This window comes from Streptomyces lydicus, assembly GCF_000717345.1.
In the GTDB taxonomy this organism is placed as follows: Bacteria; Actinomycetota; Actinomycetes; order Streptomycetales; family Streptomycetaceae; genus Streptomyces; species Streptomyces lydicus.
Genome location: NZ_JNZA01000027.1, coordinates 1 through 20,622 on the forward strand (window position 1 = coordinate 1; position 20,622 = coordinate 20,622).

Annotated in this window: 16 protein-coding genes; 8 read left to right on the forward strand and 8 right to left on the reverse strand. The window is 72.0% G+C overall.

Annotated elements, in window-relative coordinates:
* Nucleotides 1-28 precede the first annotated feature (28 nt).
* From OO62_RS23850 to OO62_RS23880, 7 genes are all read right to left on the reverse strand, one after another.
* Nucleotides 29-1,600, reverse strand: a complete 1,572-nt coding sequence (locus tag OO62_RS23850; protein ID WP_033269618.1) for an APC family permease — start codon at nt 1,598-1,600, stop codon at nt 29-31.
* A 266-nt stretch (nt 1,601-1,866) separates the two neighbouring features.
* Complete coding sequence (locus OO62_RS23855; protein WP_033269619.1) at nt 1,867-3,330, reverse strand: aldehyde dehydrogenase family protein; 1,464 nt, start codon at nt 3,328-3,330, stop codon at nt 1,867-1,869.
* Between the two features lie 43 nt (nt 3,331-3,373).
* A complete protein-coding gene (locus OO62_RS23860) occupies nt 3,374-5,113 on the reverse strand; it encodes an N-acyl-D-amino-acid deacylase family protein (protein WP_033269620.1) in 1,740 nt (579 codons plus the stop codon).
* A gap of 88 nt (nt 5,114-5,201) precedes the next feature.
* Complete coding sequence (locus OO62_RS23865) at nt 5,202-6,326, reverse strand: LLM class flavin-dependent oxidoreductase (protein ID WP_033269621.1); 1,125 nt, start codon at nt 6,324-6,326, stop codon at nt 5,202-5,204.
* 123 nt (nt 6,327-6,449) lie between these two features.
* Nucleotides 6,450-7,247, reverse strand: coding sequence for an SDR family NAD(P)-dependent oxidoreductase (locus tag OO62_RS23870; RefSeq protein WP_033269622.1), 798 nt, complete (start codon nt 7,245-7,247; stop codon nt 6,450-6,452).
* A 175-nt stretch (nt 7,248-7,422) separates the two neighbouring features.
* Nucleotides 7,423-8,331: a TIGR03619 family F420-dependent LLM class oxidoreductase gene (locus tag OO62_RS23875; RefSeq protein ID WP_033269750.1), complete on the reverse strand. Its 909-nt coding sequence runs from the start codon at nt 8,329-8,331 to the stop codon at nt 7,423-7,425.
* A gap of 192 nt (nt 8,332-8,523) precedes the next feature.
* Complete coding sequence (locus tag OO62_RS23880; RefSeq protein ID WP_033269623.1) at nt 8,524-9,756, reverse strand: amidohydrolase family protein; 1,233 nt, start codon at nt 9,754-9,756, stop codon at nt 8,524-8,526.
* 259 nt (nt 9,757-10,015) lie between these two features.
* Here OO62_RS23880 and afsR point away from each other — a divergent pair, with 259 nt between their 5' ends.
* The 5 genes from afsR (at nt 10,016) to OO62_RS23905 (ending at nt 16,396) form a co-directional block, all read left to right on the forward strand.
* Nucleotides 10,016-12,949 (forward strand): SARP-family global regulator AfsR, encoded by a 2,934-nt coding sequence (afsR, locus tag OO62_RS23885; RefSeq protein ID WP_033269624.1) that lies wholly within the window; start codon nt 10,016-10,018, stop codon nt 12,947-12,949.
* A 214-nt stretch (nt 12,950-13,163) separates the two neighbouring features.
* Nucleotides 13,164-13,466: a hypothetical protein gene (locus OO62_RS23890; RefSeq protein WP_033269625.1), complete on the forward strand. Its 303-nt coding sequence runs from the start codon at nt 13,164-13,166 to the stop codon at nt 13,464-13,466.
* Nucleotides 13,467-13,722: 256 nt separating this feature from the next.
* The gene (locus OO62_RS23895) at nt 13,723-13,917 is read left to right on the forward strand and encodes a hypothetical protein (RefSeq protein ID WP_033269626.1); all 195 of its coding nucleotides are present in this window, start codon (nt 13,723-13,725) and stop codon (nt 13,915-13,917) included.
* Nucleotides 13,918-14,112: 195 nt separating this feature from the next.
* Entirely contained in the window at nt 14,113-15,666 is a 1,554-nt protein-coding gene (locus tag OO62_RS23900; protein ID WP_033269627.1) for a class I adenylate-forming enzyme family protein, read from the forward strand.
* 136 nt (nt 15,667-15,802) lie between these two features.
* Nucleotides 15,803-16,396 (forward strand): TIGR03086 family metal-binding protein, encoded by a 594-nt coding sequence (locus OO62_RS23905; protein WP_033269628.1) that lies wholly within the window; start codon nt 15,803-15,805, stop codon nt 16,394-16,396.
* 64 nt (nt 16,397-16,460) lie between these two features.
* Here the strand turns inward: OO62_RS23905 and OO62_RS23910 are convergent, their stop codons facing one another.
* Complete coding sequence (locus OO62_RS23910; RefSeq protein ID WP_033269629.1) at nt 16,461-18,053, reverse strand: FadD3 family acyl-CoA ligase; 1,593 nt, start codon at nt 18,051-18,053, stop codon at nt 16,461-16,463.
* 107 nt (nt 18,054-18,160) lie between these two features.
* On the opposite strand from OO62_RS23910, the gene OO62_RS23915 reads away from it, so the two are divergent.
* The 3 genes from OO62_RS23915 to OO62_RS23925 are packed head-to-tail and all read left to right on the forward strand — an operon-like array spanning nt 18,161 to nt 20,613.
* A complete protein-coding gene (locus OO62_RS23915; RefSeq protein WP_033269630.1) occupies nt 18,161-19,312 on the forward strand; it encodes a lipid-transfer protein in 1,152 nt (383 codons plus the stop codon).
* A gap of 36 nt (nt 19,313-19,348) precedes the next feature.
* Entirely contained in the window at nt 19,349-19,855 is a 507-nt protein-coding gene (locus tag OO62_RS23920) for a Zn-ribbon domain-containing OB-fold protein (protein WP_051733561.1), read from the forward strand.
* On the forward strand, nt 19,852-20,613 hold the full coding sequence (locus OO62_RS23925) for an enoyl-CoA hydratase/isomerase family protein (RefSeq protein ID WP_033269631.1): 762 nt from the start codon (nt 19,852-19,854) through the stop codon (nt 20,611-20,613). The genes OO62_RS23920 and OO62_RS23925 overlap by 4 nt, the downstream gene beginning before the upstream one ends.
* Nucleotides 20,614-20,622 lie beyond the last annotated feature (9 nt).

The following is a 20,622-nucleotide window of genomic DNA, read 5'->3' on the forward strand; positions in this document are numbered from 1 at the left end:
CCCCAACCCAGCCCCCCAACCCCACCCCCTACTCCTCCACCACCAGCGCCGGCGTGGCCCGGGTGAGTACCTCGCCGCGGAAGAAGGCGGGGCTCCGGCGTCGCATGATCAGCATGATGACGACGCCCAGCAGGAGCAGGCCCACGCCGATGACGAAGACCGAGCCGACGCCGAAGACGGAACTGCCCGAGCCGTAGGCGGGGTTCCACATGTCGGTGAGGGTCTTGCCGAAGACGGCCGCGAGGAGCAGTCCGCCCAGGAAGGGGAAGACGCCCTTGAAGAGCAGGTCGCGGGCCGAGTTCCGCAGCTCGCGGCGGAAGAACCAGGCGCAGGCGAAGGCCGTGATCGAGTAGTAGAAGCAGATCATGAGGCCGAGGGCGTAGATCGTGTCGATGAGGACGTTCTCGCTCAGGATGCTCATGACGGCGTAGAAGACGCCGGTGGCGACGCCGGCGGCGATGGTGGCCCGGCCCGGGGAGCGGAACCGCGGGTGGATCTTCGCGAAGGACGCCGGCAGGGCCTCGTAGGTGCTCATCGCCAGGACGGTGCGGGCGACGGGGATGAACGTGGTCTGCAGGCTGGCCGCCGCCGAGGCGAGCACCGCGACGAAGAGCAGGACGCCGAGCACGGTTCCCATGACGGGGTTGGCGAGGGCGGCGAAGACGTTGTCGGCGGTGTCCGGGTTGCCGAGCCCGGTCCCCTTGTGGCCGACGCCGGAGAACATCTGCGAGGCGACGGCGGTGAGGAGGTAGGAGCCGATCAGTACGAGCATGGCCAGCAGGGCGGCGCGTCCGGGTGTCTTCGCGCTGCCGGTGGTCTCCTCGTTGACGGTGAGGCAGGTGTCCCAGCCCCAGAACATGAAGATCGAGAGGGACAGTCCCGCCGTGAAGGCCGAGAAGGACCGGACGGCGAACGGGTCGAGCCAGGTCCAGGAGAAGTGCAGCGAACCCGCGAGGTCGCCGGACTGCGCCTTGGCCACGGCCATGACGACGAAGACCGCGAGGACGGCGAGTTGGAGGCCGACGAGGGTGTACTGGACGCCCTTGGTGGCCGTCATGCCGCGGTAGCTGATGGCGGTGGCGACGGCGATGAAGGCCAGGCAGGTCAGGACGTGTGCGGCCCGGTTGCCGTCGAGGTCGGCGATGGCCTGGCTGCCGGTGAGTTCGCCGAGCAGCAGGTAGAAGAACGAGGTGGCGACGCCGGCGAGGTTGGAGAGTACGATGATCGTCGCGATCACCAGTCCCCAGCCGCACATCCAGCCGACCCGCGGCCCGAATGCCTTGACCGTCCAGGTGAACGAGGTGCCGCAGTCGGGGACGGCCTTGTTGAGTTCGCGGTAGGCGAAGGCGACCAGCAGCATCGGCAGGAAGCCCGCGAGGAAGACGGCGGGCATCTGCACCCCGACCTCGCCGACCGTCGGGCCGAGGGTCGAGGTGAGGCAGTAGACGGGCGCGACGGTCGAAATGCCGATGACCGCGCTGCCGAGGAGGCCCACGGAGTTGCCACTGAGGCCCTTGCCGCGGGTGCCGTCCGCACTGCCGGTAGCCGCAACGCTCGTTACCGTGTCTCCGGCCTGGGGCCGGGGGTCAACCTGAACCATGAACAGGACGTTAAGTGCTGCTGTATCCGTATCCGGAAGATCAAACTCCGCCACCTAAGCCTTAGTTAGCACGGTGGAGAGCGGCCAAGGGTCAATCAATCGAAACCCTCACGACCGTTTCGACCTTGGATTCGACCCTTTCTCCTTACATCTTTCACATTGCGAGAATCGCAGCAGCGTCCGCTTTGCCCCGATTCAAAATTTTCCCGTCCGGATTTTGAACATCACATCCCGCCCACCGGAACCCGAAGCGCCCGCCCGCGCACTCACCCCTGCCAGACGATCGCCTGCAGCTCGCTGTACGCATGCAGCGCGTACGAGCCCACGTCCCGGCCCACCCCGCTCTTCTTGAAGCCGCCGAACGGCGCCTCCATGTTGCGGCCGACCGTGTTCACCCCGACGCCGCCGGCCCGCAGCTGCCGGGCGACCCGGAAGGCGCGCGCCACGTCGCCGGACCAGACGTAGTCGATGAGCCCGTAGTCGCTGTCGTTGGCGAGGGCCACCGCCTCGTCCTCCTCCTCGAAGGGGACGACCACGACGACCGGGCCGAAGATCTCCTCCTGTACGACGCGCATGTCGGGGGTGCAGTCGGCGAGCAGCGTCGGCGCGACGTAGAAGCCACGCTCCGGGCCCCGGGGGTGTTCGCCGCCCGTGACGAGCCGCGCGCCCTCCTTCCTGCCCAGCTCCACGTACGACGCGACCCGGTCGCGGTGCGCCGCCGAGATCACCGGCCCGACGACCGTGCCCGGCGCCCTCGGATCGCCGACCTTCAGGTGCCCGGCGTAGCGGGCGAGCCGGTCGATCAGCGCGTCGCACACCCCCCGTTGGGCGATCACCCGGGTCGGCGCCGTACAGATCTGCCCGCTGTAGAAGGAGAACGTCGTACCGATCCCGGCGACCGCCGCGTCCAGGTCCGCGTCGTCGAAGACCACCGCGGCGCCCTTGCCGCCCAGCTCCATCAGCTGCCGTTTCATCGCGCGCCCGCAGACCTCGCCGATGCGCTGCCCGACGGCCGTGGAGCCGGTGAAGCTCACCATGTCGACGTCCGGCGCGTCGACGGCGGCCGCGCCGGCGTCCGCGGAGGCCCCGCTGACCACGTTCACCACCCCCGGCGGCACCCCTGCCTCCTCCAGGGCCGCCGCCATCCGGTAGACGGAGAGGGGGTCCTGCGGGGCCGGCTTCACGACGACGGTGTTTCCCATGGCCAGCGCCGGCGCCACCTTGCCCGCGGGGTTCGCCCAGGGGTTGTTGTAGGAGGTGATGCAGGTGACGACGCCGACGGGCCGGCGTGCGGCGAGCGCGCCGATCACCCCCGCCCTGCCCATCGGGCCCGCCTCGTTGACCTGTGGGGGCAGTCCCTGTTCGACGGGTTCCAGGGCGCCCTTGGCGTAGCGCCGGAAGCGTGCGACGGCCACCGCCACCTGCAGGGCGCGCGCCGTGCCGGTCGTCGCGCCGCTCTCGGCCTGCGCCAGCTCGGCGTGCGCGGCGAAGTCCCGCTGGAGCACGTCCGCGGCCCGGTCGAGGATCGCGGCACGTTCCTCGGGTGCGGTACCGGACCAGGTCGCGAAGGCCGCGCGGGCCGCGGCGGCCGCCTCGTGCACCTGCGCGCGGGTGGCCTCGGGGGCGAGCCCGACGACCGTCTCCGTCGCCGGGTCGATCACCTCGTAGTGGCCGCCGGCCGGGGCCACCCACTCCCCGCCGACGAACAACCGTCCTTCCGCCCCCGTCACCGCCGCCCCTCCCCCACCGTCACCACCACCCGCGCCGACACGGTCACCTGGTGCTCACCGTCCTGGTGTCGCGGCCCGAGCGCAGTACCGTGCCCGGTACGGCCCCGGTCACCTCGTCGTCGCGGAGGGTCTCGACGCCGTTGACCCACACCGCGTGCACCCCGATCGCCTTGGAGTCCAGGCGGGGGCTCTCGCCCGGCAGGTCGTGGACGAGGGTCGCCTTGCCGGCGTCGACGGTCTCCGGGTCGAAGAGGACCAGGTCGGCGTGGTAGCCCTCCCGGACGCGTCCGCGCTCGCGCAGGCCGAAGAGCTGCGCCGGATCGTCGGTCAGCATCTTCACGGCCTGCTCCAGGCCCACCAGCCGCCGTCCGCGCAGGCAGTCGCCGAGGAAGCGGGTCGTGTACGGCGCTCCGCACATCCGGTCCAGGTGCGCGCCCGCGTCGGACCCGCCGAGCAGGACGTCCTCGTGCTGCCAGGTTTCGGCGCGCAGGGCCCAGGACGCCGGATCGTTGTCGGTGGGCATCGGCCAAAGGACCGTACGCAGGCGGTCGTTGGCGCAGATGTCCACCAGGCAGGTGAAGGGTTCCTGGCCGCGTTCGGCGGCGATGTCCTTGACGATCCGGCCGGTGAGGCCGTCGTTGGCGGCGCTGTAGGTGTCGCCGATGACGTACCGGCCGAAGTCGGTCAGGCGACGGAAGACCCCGGCCTCCTTCGAGGTCGCGCGCCGCAGCATCTCGGTGCGGACGGCCGGGTCGCGCAGCCCGGCGATCCGCTCGTCGACGGGGAGGCCGAGGATGTCGCCCCAGCCGGGGATGAGGTTCAGGGCGCAGAAGGTGCCCAGGGACATGTTCATCGGGGTGAGGATCGGCATGGTCAGTGCCACGATCCGCCCGCCGGCCTTCCGGGCGCGTTCGCTCGCGACGAGCTGGCGCGGTACGCGCTCCGGGACGGCGGCGTCGATCGTCAGCACGTTCCAGTTGAGGGGCCGGCCGGCCGCCGCGCTCATCTCGACGAACAGCTCGATCTCGTCGTCGCTGAACTGGTCGAGGCAGCCGGCCACGATGGCCTCGATCTGGGTGCCTTCGTGCTCGGCGACGGCCCGGGACAGGGCGAGCAGTTCGGCGGGTGTCGCGTGCCGGGAGGCGACGGGCTGCCCGTCGCCGTCCGAGTGCGTGCCGGACTGGGTGGTGGACAGGCCCCACGCCCCCGCGTCCATGGCCTCGTGGAAGAGGGCGAGCATCTGCGCCATTTGCTGCTCGGTGGGCTGCCCGCCCACCGCGTCCGGCCCCATCACGTACCGCCGCAGTGCGCAGTGGCCCACCATGAAGCCCGCGTTGACGGCGATCCGTCCGTCGAGCGCGTCCAGGTATTCGCCGAACGAGTTCCACGACCAGGGGGCGCCCTCCTCCAGCGCCACCAGGGACATGCCCTCGACCCTGGACATCATCCGGCGGGTGTAGTCGGCGTCCTCGGGGCGGTCGGGGTGCAGGGGGGCCAGCGTGAAACCGCAGTTGCCGCCGGCCACCGTGGTCACGCCGTGGTTGAGCGAGGGCGTGGCGTAGGGGTCCCAGAAGAGCTGGGCGTCGTAGTGCGTGTGCGGATCGACGAAGCCGGGCGCGAGGATCCGGCCGTGGGCGTCCTCGCTCGTGGCGGATTCCTCGGTCACCGTGCCGGGCGCGGCGATGACGGCGATGCGCCCGCCGCGTATCCCGACATCGGCGGCGTACGCGGGTGCGCCCGTCCCGTCCACGACGGTCGCGCCCTTGATCAGATGGTCGAGCATGACGGAATGCCTCCCCTCGGGTGCTGTTGAACGCCGGCCGGTCAGCTGCCGGCCGGCTCCCTGTTCCCGGTTCTCGGCTCCCGGCCGTTCAGCTGCCGGCCGTCTGCCGGAACCGGGTCGTCCGGTGCACCGGATCCGTGTCGATCTTCGGGATCACGTGTTCGCCGATGAGCTTGATCGTGTTCATGGTGTCCTCGTACGGGATCCCGATGGGCAGCCCGAAGCTGAGCTGGTCGGCGCCGGCCTGGTCCCAGCGCTTGCACTGCCGCAGCACCTCGTCCGGGTCGCCGCAGATCATCAGCTCCTCGGCGATCAGCAGCTCGATGATCTCGGTGGTGTAGTCGGGCAGCAGCTCGGGCCACTCGGGGATGCCGTCGGGTCGGGGGAAGGTGTCGTGGTAGCGGAACACCAGCGACTGGAGGTAGTTGAGCCCGCCGTTGACGGCGATCTCCACCGCTTTCTCGTGCGTCTCGGCGCAGATCGCGGTCGACGTGACCATCACGTTGTCGTTGACGAAGTCGCCCACCGGTTCGGCGTCCCGGATCGCCGTCTTGTACTGCTCCAGCACCCACTCCATGTCGGAGACCTTCTGGACGCTGAAGCCCAGCACGCCGAGCCCCTTCCTCGCCGCCATGGCGTACGAGGACGGCGACCCGGCCGCGTACCACATGGCCGGGTGCGAGGCGCCGTACGGCTTGGGGAAGATCTTGCGCGGCGGCAGCTGCCAGTGCTTGCCCTGGAACCCGACGTACTCCTCCTGGAGCCACATCTTCGGGAACTCGGCGATGGTCTCTTCCCAGATCTCCTTGGTGTGGTTCATGTCGGTGATGCCGGGGAGGAAGCCGAGGATCTCGTGCGAGCCGGCCCCGCGCCCGCTGCCGAACTCGAAGCGTCCCTCGCTGAGGTGGTCGAGCATGGCGACCTTCTCGGCGACCTTCACGGGGTGGTTGACCTGGGCGAGCGGGTTGAAGATCCCGGATCCCAGGTGGATGCGCTCGGTGGCGTGCGCCAGGTAGCCGAGGAAGACGTCGTTGGCGGAGAGGTGGGAGTACTCCTCCAGGAAGTGGTGCTCGGAGGCCCAGGCGTACTTGAAGCCGGAGGTGTCCGCCTGGATGACGTACTCGGTCTCCTCCATCAGCGCCTTGTGCTCGGCGAGCGGGTCGGTCTCGGCCCGCTTGCCGACGTATCCCTGTACAAAGAGCCCGAATTCCAAGGTGGTTCACCGTCCCGAGCTATTTCTGACGCTCCGTCAGATTCGATGTGTGTGCCGACTGTTCCATCGCCCACGGGGACCGTCAATAGCTGACGACCGGTCAGCCACAGCGTCGTCCGGGGCTCACAGCACCGAGACGCCCGCGAGCCATCCGCCGTCGATCACGAACGGCTGCCCGGTGATGTACGACGAGTCCTCGCACGACAGGAAGAGCGCCAGCGCCGCGACTTCCTCCGGCCGGCCGACCCGCCCCAGCGGCACGAGCTTGCGGTACAGCTCGTCCAGCGCCTGCGCCGCCGCCTCGGTGTCCGCTTCCGGGTCGAGCTGCGCGGGATTGCTCATGGCGGTGTCGATCGCGCCCGGGCAGACGGCGTTCACCCGGATCCCCTTCGCCGCCAGCTCAAGGGCGGCGACCCGGGTCAGCCCCACGATGGCGTGCTTGGTCGCGGTGTACGCGCCGACGTACGCCATACCGGTCACACCGGTGTACGACGCGGTGTTGACGATGGTCCCGCCGCCCGCCGCCTCGATCTCCGGCGCGACGGTCTTGATGCCGAGGAACGCACCGACCTGGTTGACCTGCACGATCTGCTGGAACTCCGCCAGCGGGGTGCTGGTCAGCTCATTGAAACGCAGGATGCCGGCGTTGTTGACCAGCCCGTCGATCTTCCCGAACGCGTCCTTGGCGGAGGTGACGGCGGCCGCCCAGTCCTCCTCGCGGCCCACGTCCAGGTGGACGTACACGGCCCGCCCCTCCCCCGCCTCCTCCGCTACCTCCTTGGCGAGCGCCTCCCCCTGCGCGTCGAGGACATCGGCGAGGACGACCCTCGCCCCCTCGCCGGCGAAGAGCCGCGCCTCCCGTTCACCCTGCCCGCGCGCCGCCCCGGTGATGAGGACGACGCGCCCGTCCAACTTGCCCATGAGAGCCTCCCTGGCTGCTCGGTCGAGGTGCGGATGCTCGGTACGCGCGAGGCGACCGGTGCCGCCGGACCCGCGGGGCACGCCAGGGCCCCGGGAGGGCGGGGCGACCGCCCGCCCGTACGGTCACGGCACCGGCGGACCGGCCGGCCACCCCGGCGGTGACGGCCACCGCCGCTCAGTTCAAACAGGGGGCGACGTCCGTCCCGAACGCCGCCATCTGATCCGTCAGCTCGGCCCGGCTTCGGCTGCGGAACCGCACCTGGATCTGCGTCACGCCCATCGCCCCGTACTCCCGCAGCGAGGCCGCGATCCGCTCCGGGGGCCCGGTCAGGGCCCGCCGCCCGACGTCCCACCCGGGCTCGCCGACGTACACCGGCTCGGCGATCGCGCCGATCACCGCCGGCTCCCGGACCCCGGCGGCCTCCCGCATCGCCCGCAGCCTGGCGATCTGCCCGGGCAGCGCCTCCCGCCGGTCACCCTGCGGGAGCCAGCCGTCCCCGCGCTCGGCGGCCCGGCGTACGGCGGCGGCCGAGGAACCGCCCACCCAGATCGGCGGCCGCGGCGTCTGCGCGGGCCGCGGCGCCTGCCCCAGCCCCTCGAAGGCGAACCGCTTCCCCGCGAACGCCGGGAACTCCTCACTCCCCAGCGCCGCCTTCAGCGCGTCGACGGTCTCGTCCAGCACCGCCCCGCGCTCCTCGAACCCGATCCCCAGCGCCGCGAACTCCTCCGGTACGTGCCCGGCCCCGACCCCGAGGATCAGCCGCCCGCCGGAGAGGTGGTCGAGCGTCGCGTACTGCTTGGCCGAGATCAGCGGGTGCCGGAGCCCGACCACCGCCACATGACTCAGCAGCCGCACCCGCTCCGTCGCCGCCGCCAGATACGCCAGCGTGGCGACCGGGTCGTACCAGACGGTGCTCATCGCCTCCGCCAGCCGCCGCGGAATCGCGATGTGCTCGCAGCAGCCGATGTACGCGAACCCGTACCGGTCCGCGGCCCGCGCGACCGCCACCAGATCGGCCACCCCCGCGGCGGCCTCCCACCCCTCCGCGAAGAGCACACTCTGCGACTGCACCGGCAACTGCATCCCGTACACCAGCCGCCCACCTTCGGGCCGCCACACCCCACCACCTGCGCCGTCCGTACCACCCGTGCCGTCCACGCGCGCCCTCCGGCCATATCTGACGATGCGTCATATAACTGCGTGCGGGACATCGTCATACCTGACGGGCCATCAGGCAAGAGGAAGGGGAAGTGGGCAGCGCGGGCCGGCGCCGCCTCAGCCTCTCGGCGCCGACGGTTCCCAGAGGCCCTCAGCCGTCAGGCCCAGCAGGTCGATCGCGTTGCCGCGGACGATGCGTTCGACGGTGGCGGGGGGCAGGTGGGCCATCTGGGACTCGCCGACCTCGCGGGATTTCGGCCAGGTGGAGTCGGAGTGCGGGTAGTCCGTCTCGTACAGGACGTTGCCGGGGCCGATCGCGTCGAGGTTGCGCAGGCCGAAGGCGTCGTCGAAGAAGCAGCCGTAGACGTGGTCGGCGAAGAGTTCGGACGGGGGGCGGAGGACCTTGTCGGCCACGCCGCCCCAGGCGCGGTTCTCCTCCCAGACGACGTCCGCGCGCTCCAGGATGTACGGGATCCAGCCGATCTGGCCTTCCGCGTACATGATCTTCAGGCGGGGGAAGCGGTCGAAGGCGCCGCTCATCAGCCAGTCGACCATCGAGAAGCAGCAGTTGGCGAAGGTGATGGTGGAGCCGACGGCGGGCGGGGCGTCGGCGGAGGTGGACGGCATGCGGCTGCTGGAGCCGATGTGCATAGCGATGACGGTGCCGGTCTCGTCGCAGGCGCGCAGGAAGGGGTCCCAGTGGTCGGTGTGGACGCTGGGCAGGCCCAGGCGGGGCGGGATCTCGCTGAAGCAGACCGCCCGTACGCCGCGGGCGGCGTTGCGCCGTACTTCCGCGGCGGCGAGTTCGGGGTCCCACAGGGGGATGAGGGTGAGGGGGATGAGCCGGCCGCGCGCCTGGGGGCCGCACCACTCCTCCACCATCCAGTCGTTGTAGGCGCGCACGCCGAGGAGCCCCAGCTCGCGGTCCTTGGCCTCGGTGAAGGTCTGGCCGCAGAAGCGGGGGAAGGTGGGGAAGCAGAGGGCGGACTGGACGTGGTTGACGTCCATGTCGGCCAGTCGTTCGGGGACGCTGTACGAGCCCGGCCGCATCTGTTCGTAGGTGATGCCTTCGAGCTTGATCTCGTCGCGGGAGTAGCCGACGGCGGTGTCCAGGCGGGTCAGCGGGCGGTGCAGGTCTTCGTAGATCCACCAGTCGGCTATCGGTCCGTCGTCGCCGGGGGCGCCCATCTTTGGGGCGAATTTGCCGCCGACGAAGGTCATTTCCTTCAAGGGGGCGCGGACCACCCGCGGGCCGATGTCGTGGTACTTCGACGGGAGCCGGTCCCGCCAGACGTTGGGGGGCTCCACCGTGTGGTCGTCCACCGAGATGATCTTGGGGAAGGTCTCCATGCCCGTTACGGTAGCGTTGATCTGACGGTCCGTCAGTAACGGGAGGAAAATGCGCCGGGTGGAACGGGGGCGCGGAAGGCCGGCGTCCGCGCCGTTGTGGTGCGCCGCACCGCTCCCCGGCCGCTCCTCAGCCGAGGAGGCTTTGTGCACGGTCCGGACCCCTACTGACGTAAGTGGTCGCGACAAGGCAGACTGACCGTTGCGCACAGCGAGAAGGCGCATACAGCGCGGTCAATTCGGCACAGGGCAGGGGGACACCATGGACGACGGTCCGGGGCGGGAGCGGCTCCGCTTCACCGTGCTCGGTCCCGTACGGGCCTGGCGCGGCGCAACGCCGCTGGCGGCGGGCTCCCCGCAGCAGCGGGCGCTGCTCGCCGCACTACTGCTGCGCGGCGGACGCACCGCCACCGCGCCCGAACTCGTCGACGCCCTGTGGGGCGACGAACCGCCGCACGCCGCGCTCGCCGCCCTGCGGACGTACGCCTCACGGCTCCGCAAGGCACTGGGCGCGGACGCCGAGGCGCTGGTCAGCGAGTCCGGCGGCTATGCGATCCGGCCGGTGGACGGCCACCCGCTGGACCTCGACCACGACCACGCCGAGCAGTACGCCGCCGAGGCCGAGAAGGCCAAGGCGTCCGGTGACCGCGCCCGCGCCCGCGAACTGCTCGACGCGGCCCTGGACCTGTGGGACGGCGAACCGCTGGCCGGCCTCGCCGGTCCGTACGCCGAGACCCAGCGCACCCGCCTGGAGGAATGGCGGCTGTCCCTGACCGAGACCCGCCTCGAACTCGTCCTGGAGGCCGGCTGCCACGCCGACGCGGTCTCCGAGCTGACCGCGCTCACCGCCGCGCACCCGCTGCGCGAGCGGCTGCGCGAACTGCTCATGCTGGCGCTGTACCGCAGCGGCCGGCAGGCCGAGGCGCTCGCCGTCTACGCCGACACCCGGCGGCTGCTCGCCGACGAGCTGGGCGTCGACCCGTGCGCCTCACTCTCCGAGCTGCAGCAGCGGATCCTCCAGGCGGACCCGGACCTGGACGCGCCCGACGTCAGCTTCGACACCGACCCCGCCGGCCCCGCCGTGGTGCGCCCGCAGCAACTTCCGGCCACCGTGGCCGACTTCACCGGCCGCGCCTCGTTCGTCTCCGAACTCGGCGATCAACTCGCCACGGCCGAGGGCAGCGTGATGGCCGTCTCGGCGTTGACCGGCATCGGCGGCGTGGGCAAGACCACCCTCGCCGTCCATGTCGCCCACGCCGCCCGCGACCACTTCCCCGACGGGCAGCTTTACGTCGACCTCCAGGGCGCAGGGGACAACCCGTCCGAGCCGGTGGCCGTCCTCGGTGCCTTCCTGCGCGCGCTGGGCACGCCCGACGCCTCCATCCCCGACGGCCTGGCGGAGCGCTCCGCCCTCTACCGCTCCACCCTCGCCGGCCGGCGCGTGCTGGCGCTCCTGGACAACGCCCGGGACGCCTCCCAGGTCCGGCCGCTGCTGCCCGGCATGGAGGGGTGCGCCGCCCTGGTCACCAGCCGCGCCCGCATGATCGACCTGGCCGGCGCGCACCTCATCGACCTCGATGTGATGAGCCCGGAGGAGGCGCTCGCGCTCTTCACCCGCATCGTCGGCGAGGAGCGCGTCACCTCGGAGCGGCAGGCCGCCATGGCCGTCGTCGGGGCCTGCGGCTTCCTGCCGCTGGCCATCCGCATCGCCGCCTCCCGGCTGGCCGCCCGCCGTACGTGGACGGTCTCCATCCTGGCGACCAAGCTCGCCGACGAGCGCCGCCGCCTGGACGAACTGCGGGCCGGCGACCTCGCCGTGAAGGCCACCTTCGAACTGGGCTACAAGCAGCTGGAGCCGGCGCAGGCCCGCGCCTTCCGGCTGCTGGGTCTGGCGGACGGCCCGGACATCTCGCTCGCCGCGGCCGCCGCCGTACTCGACATGGACGTCGACGACACCGAGGAACTCCTCGAATCCCTCGTGGACACCTCCCTCCTGGAGTCCGCCGCGCCGGGGCGCTACCGCTACCACGACCTGGTACGCCTCTACGCGCGTGCCTGCGCCGAGCGCGACGAACACCCGCCCTCGGAGCGGGATGCCGCGATGTCGCGGCTGCTGGACTTCTACCTGGCGTCGGCCGCCCGGATGTACGCGCTGGAGCGCCCCGGTGACCGCCTGATCGTCCACATGGAGGCCACCAGCTACCCCGGCCTCGCCTTCGCCGACCGGGCGGCGGCCCTGGAGTGGCTCTTCAACGAGGCCGGGTGCCTGCTCGCCTGCGCCCGGCAGTCCAGTGGCGCCGCCACGCTGCGGCGGGCCGCCGATCTGCTGCTGCTCACCAAGGACCTGGCCGAGTCCGGTGCCGACGCGCTGCAGTACGAGCAGGCCAACGTCGCCCTGCTGACGGCCGCCCGGGAGGCTGCCGACCAGCACGCGGAGGCGCGTTTCCACCTCGCGCTCACCTATGTGCGGACGTTGTCGGGACGGCTGGACGAGGCCGACGAGAACGCCAGGTCCGCCATGCTGCTCGGGCTCGCCTCCGAGGACCCGTACGTGGCCGCGTCCGCGCCCAACGACCGCGGCATCATCGCCAACGCCCAGCACCGGCACGCCGACGCCGAGGGCTACCTCCGCCAGGCGCTGACCGCGTTCCGCGACGACAACAACCGGCAGTCCGAGGCCAGCGCGCTGTGCAATCTCTCCCGCGTCCACCTGGACACCGGGCGGGTGGACAGCGCCATCGAACTGGCCGAGGAGGGCCTGGCGATATACCGGCAGCTCGGTGCCAAGCGCCGGCTCGCCAACGGGATGTACGCCCTCGCACTCGCGTACACCCAGGCCATGCGGCTGGACGAGGCGACCGGGCAGCTGACCGCGGCGCTGGCGATCTTCCGGGACAGCCGGCAGCGCTTCTGGGAGGGGATGACGAACTTCCGGCTCGCCGAGGTCGAGCTCGCCGCCCGCCGCCCGGCCACCGCCGCGAACCACGCCGAGCAGGCGCTGACCGCGCTGCGCGGCATCGGCGGCGACTCCTGGCGCGCGACGGTGCTGACGACGCTGGGACGTGCCCTGCACGCGCTCGGACAGACCGGCCGGGCCCGCGTGTGCTGGCAGGAGGCACTGGCGACCTTCGAGCGCCTGGGGTCCTCGGAAGGCAACGCCGTGCAGGCGCTTCTCACGCCCACCGCGGTCGCATAACGCGTCCGTTCATCGGGCGGCTGCGACGTTTATCGATCGTTCATCGCGGCGGGCCACTCTTGTCGTTATCGATCCGCCGCCTCGGGGGGCAAGCGGCTCGGTGCCCAGGCCGCAGAGCTATGGTGAGCGGCCATGCTACGCCCGTCCGGCGGCCCACGGGGGAGCCGCCGGGCGGTCGACCAAGCAGTAAGCGCCCACACAGGAGTTGATCCCAGTGAACGCCGACAACAAGGCACCAGCTACGGGGGAGCGGGACGTCATCCGTCCCCTGGACAATCACCAGCCCATCATCGGGGCCGGCGTCACGCCGCAGGTGCAGAAGCCGGGCGACCGGGATGTCGTCAGGCCCATGGACAACCACCAGCCCATCATCGGGGCCGGTGTCACGCCGCAGGTGAAGCCGGCCGGGGACCGGGACATCGTGCGGCCGATGGACAACCACCAGCCGGTCGCCACGCCCAGGACCGACGACAATCACCAGCCGAGCCCGGGTAACGGCGCCGCACAGAAGGACTGACGCCGGCACGTCTACGAGTGGCAAAGGCCCGTAGAACCAACGGGGACCCAGAACCAACGGGGGGACGTTTTCGGGGGATCGCAGGGGCCGATTTCGGTGGCGCGGAGGGGATGCCATCGAAGCCGGTCCCTGCGGCGTATGCACGCTGCAGTCGCATTGGCGATATGTGCGCCCTTTTCCCAATGATCGAACATCTGCTCGCCATCGCCGCTAGCTTGTCCCGTGAAGAACAGCCGTACTGCTCCGAGGAGTTGGAATGACCCGCACCGCAAAGGGCCTCATCGTCACCGCCGCCGCGGTGGCCGCGCTGGGCACCGCCGCACTGCCCGCCGTGGCCGACAGCCACTCGCCCACCCCGCCGCACTCGGCGATGACCCTGGACAACCACGCACCGGTGCCGCCGGCGGACAAGCACACGCCGCTCACGCCCCTGGACAACCACATACCCTGAGCCACCGGAGGCCGGGCACGTCCGGCACCCTCGCGAGTCGAGCCGGCAGCGGCGCCACGCACCCCGTGGCCCGCTGCCGTCGCCGTTTCCCCCCAGGGCATCAACCCCGCACCGCACCAGACCTGACGCTTCGTCAGCTCCGGTGCTACAGTCACGCGGCACACCCCCGTCCTGCCCGCAGTCAGGAGGCGCGCCGTGTTCGAAGCCGCTCGTGTGCAGACGCTCTGGGAACTGGTCGAGTACCGGGCGCGGGCCTCCCGCGGGGCGCCGATGTTCTTCGACGCGGACGGGCGGAGCGTCACCTTCGACGGGGTACGGGACGAGGCGCTGCGGGTGGCGGCCGGCCTGCGGGAGCTGGGGATCGGGGCCGGGAGCCGGGTGGCCTGGCAGCTGCCGAGCCGGATCGGGACGGTGCTGGTCTCGCTGGCGCTGGCCCGGCTGGGGGCCGTGCAGATCCCCGTCATCCCGCTGCACCGGGAGCGCGAAGTCGGCTTCGTCCTGGCCGAGTCGGCGGCGGAGTTCGTCCTCGTCCCGGGGGTGTGGCGGGGGTTCGACCACACCGCGATGGCGCGGAAGGTGGCGGCGGACGGGGTGCGGGTGGTGCCGGTGGAGGACGGGCTGCCGCGGGCGGATCCGGCCGGGGTGCCCGCGGTGGCGCCGGCCGAGGGGACGACCTGGATCTACTACACGTCCGGAACGACCGCCGCCCCCAAGGGTGTCGAGCACACCGACGCCACGCTCCTCGCCGGCGGGGTGGGGCTGGCCACCGCACTGGGCATGTCCGCCCGCGACATCGGCTCGATCGCCTTTCCGTACGCGCACATCGCCGGCCCGGACTACGTCATCGCCATGCTGGTCAGCGGCTTCCCCGCGGTCATCCTCGACAGCTTCGAACCGGGCCGGGCGGCGGACGTCTACCGGCGCCGGGGCGTCACCATGGCCGGCGGCAGCACCGCCTTCTACCAGGCGTTCCTGGACGAGTCCCGGCGCCGTCGGGCGGGGCGGCCGGGGGCCGGGCGGCTGATTCCGTCGCTGCGGCTGCTGTCCGGCGGCGGGGCGCCGCTGCCGCCGGAGCTCTGCACGGCGGCCCGGCGCGAGCTGGAGTGCGCGATCGTGCACGGGTACGGGATGACCGAGTGCCCGATGATCGCCATGGGCACGCCGTACGACAGCGACGAGCAGCTGGCCCGGACGGTGGGGAGGCCGGTGGTGGGGGCGGAGATACGGATCGTCCGGCCGGACGGGAGCGGGGCCGCGACCGGGGAGTGCGGTGAGGTGACGCTCAAGGGACCGATGCTCTTCCGCCGGTACACCGACCCGGCGCTGACCGCCGCCGCGTTCGACGCCGAGGGCTACTTCCACACCGGTGACCTGGGGCTTCTTCGTCCCGACGGCCATCTGGTGCTGACCGGGCGGCTCAAGGACATCATCATCCGCAAGGGCGAGAACATCTCGGCACAGGAGATCGAGGACCTGATCCACACGCATCCGGCGGTGGCGGAGGCGGCGGTGATCGGGCTGCCGGACCGCGAGCGCGGGGAGCGGGTCTGCGCGGTGATCACGCCCGCCGATCCGGCCGCCCCGCCGCTCGCCCTCGACGCGCTCACCGCGCACCTGCGGGCGGCCGGGCTGATGACGCAGAAGCTGCCGGAGCAGCTGGAGAGCGTCGGGGAGCTGCCGCGCGGCGGGCCGCTGAACAAGGTGCTGAAGTCCGTACTGCGCGAGCGGTACGCGCGGGGTGCGCGGTGACCGCGCGGTAGCCGGGTGGTGCGGCGGGCCGTGGCGGTGTGGCGATGAGTTCACATCGGGGTGGGAGTCTTCACTGGGAGGGCCCGGCCGCGGTGTGCCGGCACGCCCGTACCCGTTGGACGGAAGGACCCGGACCATGACCGAGATGATCGACTTCACGGCGCAGACCCGGCTGGTGGCGCGGCTCGCGGAGCGGACGGCCGACGCGCAGCTCGATGCGCCGACCCCGTGCGGGACGTACGCGGTACGCCACCTCCTGGGCCATCTCGTGGGGCTGAGCGCCGCCTTTCAGGACGTGGCGCGCAAGGAGCTCGGCCCGACGACCAGTACCTCGCCCAACGCGTTCCGGCCGGATGTGGAGCCCGGCTGGCGGGCCGAGCTGGACCGGAACCTCGCCGGGATGGTGACGGCCTGGCGCGCCCCGGAGGCGTGGGAGGGGGAGACCCAGGCGGGCGGGGTGCCCCTGCCGGGCGCCGTCGCGGGCCGGATCGCGCTCAACGAGCTGGTGCTGCACGGCTGGGACCTGGCGCGCGCCACGGACCAGGACTACGCGCCGGACGAGGACAGCCTCGAAGTGTCGTACGCGCTGCTGTCGTCGTGGGCGGCGGCGGACGGGACGAACGGTGGGCTGTTCGGCACCGCGGTCCCGGTACCGGAGGACGCCCCGCTCCTCGACCGGGTCGTCGGACTCGGCGGTCGCCGGCCGGACTGGACTCCCTCAGCGGCGTAGGCCCGCCGGGTGGGCGGATCGCGCGGGAGCGGATGCACGGAGCGGGAATGAACAAATAACAGGGCTAGGCGCGGGCGGGGCCCGGGAGTCCCTTGCGCAGGTGGGTCTTGAGGACCTTGCCGCCCGCGTTGCGCGGCAGTTCGGTGACGAAGGCGACCTCCCGCGGCACCTTGTAGTTGGCCATCTCGCGGCGGGACCAGGCGATCAGGTCGTCGGCGGTGAGCGAGGAGCCGGCGCGGCGGACCGCGTAGGCCCGGCCGACCTCGCCGAGGCGGGGATCGGGTATCCCGATGACGGCGGCCTCGGCGATGTCCGGGTGGCGGCACAGGAGTTGCTCTATCTCGGCCGGGTAGGCGTTGAAGCCGCCGACGATGAACATGTCCTTGATGCGGTCGGTGATCCGGAGGTTGCCGGCCGCGTCGAGGACGCCGACGTCGCCGGTGTGCAGCCAGCCGTCGGCGTCCAGGACCTGCGCGGTCTCCTCGGGGTCCTCGAAGTAGCCGCCCATCACGTGGTGGCCGCGCACCAGCACCTCGCCGGGCTCGCCGGGCGCGGCGAGGACCCGCACCTCGGTGTCCGGGATCGCCCGGCCGGAGGTCGAGGCGATGACCTCGGGGGCGTCGCCGCGGCGGCACATCGTGACGATGCCGCTGGCCTCGGAGAGGCCGTACGCCGTCAGGACCGTGCGCACGCCCAGCTCGGCGTGCAGTTGTTCCACCAGCTGGAGCGGGACCACCGCCGCACCGGTCACCACCAGGCGCAGCGCGCTCAAGTCGTGGGCGGAGCGGGCCGGGTGGTCCAGCAGGGACCGGTGCAGGGTCGGCGGGCCGGGGAGTACCGAGATCCGCTCGGCGGCGATGTTCGCCAGCGCGGTCTCCACGCTGGACACCGGCTGCGGCACCATCACCGCGCCCCGCAGCAGGCACGCGACGATGCCCGCCTTGTAGCCGAAGGTGTGGAAGAACGGGTTGACGATCAGATAGCGGTCGCCCTCGCGCAGCCCCGCCAGCTCGCTCCACACGCCGTAGCAGCGCAGGGTCTGCGCGTGGGTGATGACCGCGCCCTTGGGCCGGCCGGTGGTGCCCGAGGTGAAGATGATGTCGGAGGGGGCTGTGGGGGCCACCGCGTCGGCGCGCCGCCGCACCTCCTCACCGGTGATGCCCTCACCGCCCGCGAGGAAGTCCTTCCAGGTCCGGTACCCCTCGGGCGCGCTGTCCGACAGCACGACCACCTGTTCCAGGTGCGGGAGGCCGGGCGCCGCACGGCGCAGCGAGGCGACGTAGGAGGTGCCGAGGAAGGTGCCGGTGACGAAGAGCAGCTTGGCGCGGGTGCGGTCCAGGACGTGGGCGGCCTCGGCGCCCTTGAAGCGGGTGTTGACGGGGACGAGGACGGCGCCGGCGGTGACCGCCCCGAGGGCGGAGACGATCCAGTCGAGGGTGTTGGGCGCCCATACGGCGACGCGGTCGCCGGGCTCCACCCCGCCGGCCATGCAGGCGGCCGCCGCCCGCTCCACCCGCTCGCCCAGTTCGGCGTACGAGACGCGGGTGCGGCCCTCGACGACGGCCTCGCGGCTGCCGTACCGCCGGGCGGCCGCGCGCACCAGCCGGGGCAGGGTGCCGTACTCCAGGTCCGCCCGGGGGTCCTCGTCACCGTGCATCTCGACCGCCTCCCGCCGAAGAGCCGCTGAACCACTAGCTGACTGTCCGTCAGATTAGCGGTAGCCTCCTCCGCTGTCAGCACTGACGACCGACCACGGAGGTGGCGATGGGGGCGACCCTCAAGGACGCTACGGCGATAGCCGGCATCGGACAGACCCCGTTCGCCAAACACCTCCCGGAATCCGAGAAGACCCTGGCCTGCCGGGCGATCGTCGCGGCGCTGGACGACGCCGGGATCGCCCCCTCGGAGGTGGACGCCTTCGCCTCGTACACCATGGAGGAGACCGACGAGGTCGAGATAGCCAAGGCCATCGGCGCCGGGGACGTCACCCACTTCTCCAAGGTCGGCTACGGCGGCGGGGGTTCCTGCGCGACGGTGGCCCATCTGGCCGCCGCCGTCGCCACCGGCCAGGCGAGCGTCGGCGTCGCCTGGCGGTCCCGCAAGCGCGGATCGGGGCCGCGCCCCTGGAAGAACACCCGGGTCCAGCTGCCGACCCCCGGGCAGTGGACCCGGCCCTTCGGGCTGCTGCGCCCGGCCGACGAGATCGGCCTGCTCGCCCGCCGCTACATGCACGAATACGGCGCCACCCGCGACCACCTCTTCAATGTCGCGCTGGCCTGCCGCAACCGCGCCAACCAGAACCCGGCGGCGATCATGTACGAACGCCCGCTGACCCGCGAGATGTACATGACCGCACGCTGGATCAGCGAGCCGCTCTGCCTCTTCGACAACTGCCTGGAGACCGACGGCGCGCTGGCCTGTGTCGTGGTCTCCGCCGAGCGGGCTCGCGACTGCCGGCAGCGGCCCGTCTACGTCCACTCCGCCGCCCAGGGCCTGCCCGCCCAGCACCACGGCATGGTCAACTACTGGAACGACGACCCGCTCACCGGCCCCGCCTGGACCGCCGCCCGGCACCTGTGGAAGGGCGCCGACCTCGGCCCGCAGGACGTCGACGTGGCACAGATCTATGACGCCTTCACCCCCCTGATCCCGCTGTCCCTGGAGGGCTACGGCTTCTGCGGGCGCGGCGAGGGCGCGGCCTTCACCGAGGGCGGCGCGCTGGAGATCGGCGGCCGGCTCCCCCTCAACACCGGCGGCGGCGGCCTGTCCGAGGCGTACGTCCACGGTTTCAACCTGATCACCGAAGGCGTCAAGCAGCTGCGCGGCACCAGCACCGCGCAGGTCCCCGACGCCGCCACCTGCCTGGTCACCGCGGGCGAGGGCGTCCCCACCTCGGCCCTGCTGCTGAGGAGTTGATCCGCCATGAGTGCCACCGAGTCCGTCCGTGCAGCCATGACACCCTCCGTTCCCGAGTCCTTGTCCGCAAGCGTGCCAGGCACCACTGACAACGCTCCCGGCGACGACGCCGGCCTGCTGCTCCCCGTCCCCGACGAGGACGGCGCGCCCTTCTGGGACCACGCGGCGCGGGGCGAACTGCGCGTGCAGAGCTGCTCCGACTGCGACGAGCTGCGCTTCCCGCCCCGGCCCTGCTGCCCGCACTGCCAGTCCTTCGCCTCCCACTGGCGCAGGATGAGCGGCCGCGGCCGCATCTGGTCCTACGTCCTGCCGCACCCGCCGCTGCTGCCCGCGTACGCCGCGCTGCCCGGCTACAACGCGATCGTCGTGGAACTGGCCGAGGCCCCCCGCATCCGCCTCGTCGGCAACCTCGTCGCCGCCCCCGACGCGCCCCTCAACTCCGTCGGCCCGGCCCGGCTGCGCATCGGCGCCCCGGTGAAGGCCGTCTTCGCCAAGCTCCCCGGGGGCGTGACCGTGCCCCGCTGGCTCCTGGAGCGGCCGTGACGGTCCGCACCCGGATCGCGGACGGGGTCGCGCTGGTCACCCTCGACCGGCCCGAGCGGCACAACGCGATCGACCTCGACACCGCCGCCGAACTCGCCGCCACCTGGCGGGCGTTCCGCTTCGACGACTCCGTACGGGCCGCGGTCGTCACCGGCGCCGGCGGGCGCGCCTTCTGCACCGGCCTGGACCGCTCCGCCGACGTGCCGCAGCCGCCGTCGCCCTACTCCCTCGACGACCCGCTGCTCTCCATCGGCCCGAAGACCAACGACCTGTGGAAACCGGTCATCGCCGCGGTGGACGGGATGGCCTGCGGCGGCGCCTTCTACCTGCTGGGCGAGGCCGAGTTCATCGTCGCCTCCGAGAACTCCACCTTCTTCGACCCGCACACCACCTACGGGATGGTCAGCGCCTACGAGTCCGTCCTGATGGCCCAGCGGATGCCCCTCGGGGAGATCGCCCGGCTGTCCCTGATGGGCACCGCGGAGCGGCTGGGCGCCCGGCGCGCGTACCAGATCGGGCTGGTCTGCGAGCTGACCGCGCCCGGCGCCGCGGCCGAGGTCGCCCTGCGGCGCGCCGCCACGGTCGCCGCCCAGCCGACGAGCGCGGTGCAGGGCACCGTACGTGCCCTGTGGGCGGCGAAGGAGGCGGCCAGGACGCAGGCCCTGGCGCACGCGCCCCAGCTGATCGCGCTGGGCAACCTGCCGCCCGAACGGCAGGCCGAGCTGTTCGCGGCCCGGAAACGGGACGGCTCCGGCTGACCGCCCCGG